At 71.6% G+C, this 3417-nt stretch carries 5 protein-coding genes; 4 read left to right on the top strand and 1 reads right to left on the bottom strand.

Features of this window, described 5'->3' with window-relative positions; all coding sequences use genetic code 11:
* Positions 1 to 106: 106 nt before the first annotated feature.
* The gene (locus AWQ70_RS37065) at positions 107 to 670 is read right to left on the bottom strand and encodes a papain-like cysteine protease family protein (protein ID WP_067186904.1); all 564 of its coding nucleotides are present in this window, start codon (positions 668 to 670) and stop codon (positions 107 to 109) included.
* A gap of 147 nt (positions 671 to 817) precedes the next feature.
* On the opposite strand from AWQ70_RS37065, the gene AWQ70_RS37060 reads away from it, so the two are divergent.
* The 4 genes from AWQ70_RS37060 to AWQ70_RS37045 all read left to right on the top strand — a co-directional run bounded on the left by AWQ70_RS37060 (position 818) and on the right by AWQ70_RS37045 (position 3386).
* On the top strand, positions 818 to 1678 hold the full coding sequence (locus AWQ70_RS37060; RefSeq protein WP_218004794.1) for a hypothetical protein: 861 nt from the start codon (positions 818 to 820) through the stop codon (positions 1676 to 1678).
* A gap of 97 nt (positions 1679 to 1775) precedes the next feature.
* Complete coding sequence (locus AWQ70_RS37055; protein ID WP_067186900.1) at positions 1776 to 2138, top strand: ArsR/SmtB family transcription factor; 363 nt, start codon at positions 1776 to 1778, stop codon at positions 2136 to 2138.
* Positions 2135 to 2587, top strand: a complete 453-nt coding sequence (locus AWQ70_RS37050) for an SRPBCC family protein (RefSeq protein ID WP_067186898.1) — start codon at positions 2135 to 2137, stop codon at positions 2585 to 2587. The genes AWQ70_RS37055 and AWQ70_RS37050 overlap by 4 nt, the downstream gene beginning before the upstream one ends.
* A gap of 10 nt (positions 2588 to 2597) precedes the next feature.
* A complete protein-coding gene (locus AWQ70_RS37045; RefSeq protein ID WP_067186895.1) occupies positions 2598 to 3386 on the top strand; it encodes an alpha/beta fold hydrolase in 789 nt (262 codons plus the stop codon).
* Positions 3387 to 3417: the final 31 nt, after the last annotated feature.

The raw sequence follows: 3417 nt of genomic DNA, 5'->3' as shown, positions 1-3417 counted from the left end.
GGGGGTGGCGGGGTCGGGGGCCACGGCCGCCGGATCCGGGGCGGCGGACGCGGTGCCGGTGAACAGGGCGAACGCGACGGCGGTGAGAAGGATGAGTCGCTTCATGTCAGGCCCCGATGTAGTCGAGCGAGTGGGTCCAGAAGAAGGAGCCGTTCGAGACGTAGTAGTCGTAGGTCGTCCAGTTGTAGCGGGTGCTCGACGGCCATGGGTTGCTCCAGTAGACGAGCGACTGGCTCTTGTCGTAGCCGTAGACGACCTCCATGTGGCCGCCGCCGGAGGTCCACTGGATCCTGGCCATGATCGGACGGTCGGCGTCGATCTCCCTGACGATCGCCGCGTACGTCAGGTAGCTGTAGACGTAGTTGCCGGGGCTGATGCCGATCTGCCGGAAGGCGTTCTGGTCGTTGGCCAGGGTGGCCTGGTTGTTGGGGCAGGCCGAGTTGACGGCCCGGTTGAAGGCCAGGTTGCAGAACTGGTTCTGCGAGTAGCCGTAGCCGTACCAGGCGGCCACCGAGTTGCCGGTCGCCGCCCAGCACCAGTTGGAGTACTGCTGGGCCTGCTGGGCGAAGTCGAGCCTGCGCCAGGTCCAGGCGTGGGCCGGGCTCGTGATCGCGACCGACGCGACCGCGGCCAGGGCCAGGGCGACCGCGAGGCGGAACAGCTTCCGCATTGGTGCTCCTTGCGGTTGGGGGTGTTGCAAGGCATCGTGCGGAGCGCGCGGAAGCCGTACAAGGTGGGCAAAAGGGCCCGCGTTCTCAGTGTGAAAACCCGGCAGATGCCACCTGGCGTATACGTGAAAATCTGTGAATATTCACGTATGCCGGAGTTTCACGTCGCGCTTCGTGAGGCCGTCGAGGCCCGCGGGCTCACTCTCGAACGGCTGCGCCACCGGCTGGAGGAGCGCGGCCTGCGGGTGGGGGTGAGCAGCCTCAGCTACTGGCAGTCGGGGCTGCGCCGCCCCGAGCGGCCCGAGTCGATCAAGGCCGTGGCGGCGCTGGAGGAGATCCTCGCCCTGCCGCCGACCTCGCTCACGTCGCTGCTCAGGCCACGCCGCAGGGGGCCTGCGCCGTACGCGGCCATCATGCGGCAGGCCGCCGTGCTCGGGCGGCTCCTGGAGGAGCTGGGCGCGGTCGTCGACGACCGGCGGCTGCACATCGCCGCGATGTACGAGACCGTGCGCGTCGGGGCCGACCGCGGCATCGTCCGCCGGGAGACCGTGCAGGTGGTGCAGGCGCACGAGGAGCACGCCGACCGCTACGTCATGATCTATCGGGGCGATCCCGACTGCGATGTCGAGCGGGTCGGGGTCGCCGCGCTGGAGGACTGCCGCATCGGCCGGATCCGCCGGGACGCGGCGACCTGCCTGGTGGTGGCGGAGCTGCTGTTCGACCGCGCGCTGCGGGCCGGCGAGACGCACGTCCTGCGCTACGCGCTCACCGATCCCTGCGGCGCCGAGGCGCGGGAGTACGAGCGCGGTTTCCGCTTTCCGGCGGGCCAGTACACGCTCCGGGTGGGGTTCGACCCCGCCGCGCTCCCCGTTCGGCTGCGCCGTTACGCCAGGCGGGCGGCGGGCGACGAGTCCGTCGAGGAGCTGACGCTCAACTCCCACCAATCGGCGCACCTGACCGCGAGCTCGCTCCAGCCCGGAGTCGTCGGCATCGGCTGGGACTGGCCCTGACACGCCCAGAGTCCGCTTCCCCCGCGGCCTGAGGGCGGGGCGGGGAATCACAACCCATTGGTTGCACAACCCTTCGGTTGTGATTAGGGTCGTCCCCATGACAGTCGCGGAAGACGAGCTGACCCTGGTTTTCTCGGCGCTGGCCGACCCGACCAGGCGGGCCATCCTGGAACGCCTGGCGCTCGGCGAGGCGACCGTGAACCAGCTCGCCGAGCCGTTCGCGATGACGCAGCAGGCGATCTCCAAACACCTGAAGGTGCTCGAACGTGCCCGCCTGATCTCGCGGACCCGCACCGCGCAGTCCCGGCCGTGCGTGCTCGACGCCGAACGCCTCGACGCGGTGGCCGGCTGGATCGAGCGCCACCGGCGGATCTGGGCCGACCGCCACGACCGCCTCGGACAACACCTGGCCGCCCTGGGCGCGACACGGCACGACGACGAAGGGGAGGTCGCACCGTGACCGAGACCGGCGAGCTCACGTACCGGCGCGTGCACCGCGCCTCACCCGAGCTGCTCTTCGACTGCATGACGACGCCCGAGCACCTCACCCACTTCTGGGGGCCGACCGGGACGACGACCCCGGTCGAGAACATCACCGTCGACCTGCGTCCCGGTGGTGTCTTCGAGACCACCATGGTGAACGATGCCGACGGCAGCACGCACACCATGCGGGCCGTCTACGTCGAGATACGCCGTCCCGAGCGGCTGGTGTGGGTGGAGCCCGGCGTCGAGGGCGGCATGCTGACCACGATCACCTTCGTCGACCTGCACGACGGCCGCACCGAGGTGGTCACGCGTCAGACGAACGTGCCGGCCGCGTACCTCAGCGCCCAGGCGAGGGCCGGCTTCGGCACCAGCCTCGACCGCTTCGACGTCTACCTCGCCGAGCTGACCGGCGAGCGAAGGTAAGGGGACATCCATGCCGACAGTGACCTCGGCCGACGGCACCGCGATCGCCTACGAGCGCACCGGCGGCGGCCCGGCCCTCGTCCTCGTCGACGGCGCCATGTGCCATCGCGCCGTGGGGCCGATGCGACCGCTCGCCGCCCGTCTGAGCGACGCCTTCACCGTGTACGCGTACGACCGCCGGGGCCGGGGCGAGAGCTCCGACACCGCCCCCTACGCGGTCGCCCGTGAGATCGAGGACCTCCACGCCGTCATCGGGGAGGCCGGGGGCGAGGCGTACGTCTACGCCATCTCCTCCGGCGCGGCCCTCGCCATGGCGGCCGCCGCGGCCCGCCCCGGGATCACCCGGCTGGCCCTCTACGAGCCGCCGTTCATGGGCGGGGCGGGCGACGGCGGGCGGTTCGGGGAGTACACACGGCGGCTCCGCGAGCTGCTCGACGCCGGACGCGGGGGCGATGCCGTGGCCCTGTTCATGGCGAACGTCGGCTTGCCCGCCGAGGTCGTCGCCGGCATCCGGGCGCAGCCGGCCTGGGCCGCTCTGGAGGCGATCGCCCCGACGCTCGCGTACGACGACGAGCTGCTCGGCGGCGGCGAGGTGCCGCGTCACCTGGCCGCCGCGATCGACGTTCCCACGCTGGTCGTCTCCGGTGAGGCGAGCCCCGAGGGGCTGCGGCTGGCGGCCAAGGCCACCGCGGGGGCGCTGCCCGCCGCGGAGCACCGCACGCTTGTCGGGCAGACGCACGACGTGGCCCCGGAAGCGCTCGCCCCGGTGCTGATCGAGTACTTCGGCCGGGCGCGCTGACCGCCGGGCCGGCTGACCCCGGGGCGCGCCG

Source organism: Microtetraspora niveoalba (genome assembly GCF_001570405.1).
In the GTDB taxonomy this organism is placed as follows: Bacteria; Actinomycetota; Actinomycetes; order Streptosporangiales; family Streptosporangiaceae; genus Microtetraspora; species Microtetraspora niveoalba.
The sequence above is the reverse complement of the archived record's forward strand: the minus strand, read 5'-3'. Positions and strand labels throughout refer to the sequence as shown.